Genomic DNA, 1,162 nt, shown 5'->3' on the forward strand with positions numbered 1-1,162 from the left:
CTACTGATCTTTTCGTAAGTTCAGTTGGTGTGGTGGGTGGATGGTCAGGCCGGTATGGGCGAGGAATGACCATGGCAGTTGTGGGTTGGTGTTGATGCGGTGGATGCCTTGCTCGGTGGCGTCGGCGACATCGGCGAGGTGGTCGCCGGCGAGGTTGGCGAGTTCACGCTTCTTGAGCGAGGACCACAGCAGCTCCACCGGGTTCAGCTCGGGAGCGTAGGCGGGTAATCGCTCCAGGGTCAGCCAGTCCTGCTCGGCGACCCAGGCCTGCATCGCCCGGCTCCAATGGGCGGACAGGCCGTCCCAGACCAGGACCACCCGCTCGCCGCGGTAGAACACCTTCATCTGCTCCAGGACCTCGATGAGCCCGGCGGTGTCGTAGCTGCCGGGCTTGAGGTGGAAGCACAGGCGGGCCCCGCGATCGGGGTCGGTGGAGTGGTAACCCAAAGCCCCGGCCATCGACGCGCGCTTCCAGTTCAGGCGGTGCCGCAGGAGCGGAGTCCGTCCTCGGGGCGAGTAGGTGCGGCGGATCTGAGGGAGCAGGGAGACGCCTGATTCGTCGAGGAAGACGATCCAGGCACGTGTGTTCACGGCCCCTTTTTGATGCGCGGCCACTCGTGCGCGATCCAGCGGGCGATCTCCGACTCGTCCCGCTCGACCGCCCGCCGCTCGGGCCGCTGCAGGCTCCATCCGAGCCGGCCGGTCAGCAGCCGCCACACCGACGCCCTCGACAACACCACCCCCGTTGCCCGGGTGACGACCGTGCCGACTCGTTCCAGGGTCCACAGGTCGGCCTCGAAACCATGCGCCTGGGCACCTTGCTCCAACGCGGCCCGGACCGTCTCGACCTGGGTGTCGTCCAGCTTGGGTGGGCGTCCGGTGGCTGCCCGTCGCCGCAGGGCCGAAGCACCGCCTTGCTCCCACACCCGCCGCCAACGCCGCACACTCTCGGCACACACCCCCACCGCGTGCGCGATCTCCGCATTCGAGACACCGTCCTCGAACAACTCGACTGCCCGAACACGACGTGCCTCCGCCAACTGAGGCCGCGACAACGGAGGAAGGGAGGAGCCGGCAGCCGAAGAGGAAGGTTGATAAGCCACCCCGACAGCCTCCCACCCACACGGCCACCACACCCACTGAACTTACGAAAAGATCAGTA

General features: G+C 67.1%; 2 protein-coding genes. Both read right to left on the bottom strand.

The window, feature by feature from the left end; translation table 11 throughout:
* Entirely contained in the window at positions 1–591 is a 591-nt protein-coding gene (locus ACFWBN_RS40000) for a transposase (RefSeq protein WP_385186757.1), read from the bottom strand.
* Entirely contained in the window at positions 588–1,007 is a 420-nt protein-coding gene (locus ACFWBN_RS40005; protein ID WP_385186760.1) for a winged helix-turn-helix domain-containing protein, read from the bottom strand. Before ACFWBN_RS40005 ends, ACFWBN_RS40000 begins: the two co-directional genes overlap by 4 nt.
* Positions 1,008–1,162 lie beyond the last annotated feature (155 nt).

Source organism: Streptomyces sp. NPDC059989 (genome assembly GCF_042736975.1).
In the GTDB taxonomy this organism is placed as follows: Bacteria; Actinomycetota; Actinomycetes; order Streptomycetales; family Streptomycetaceae; genus Streptomyces.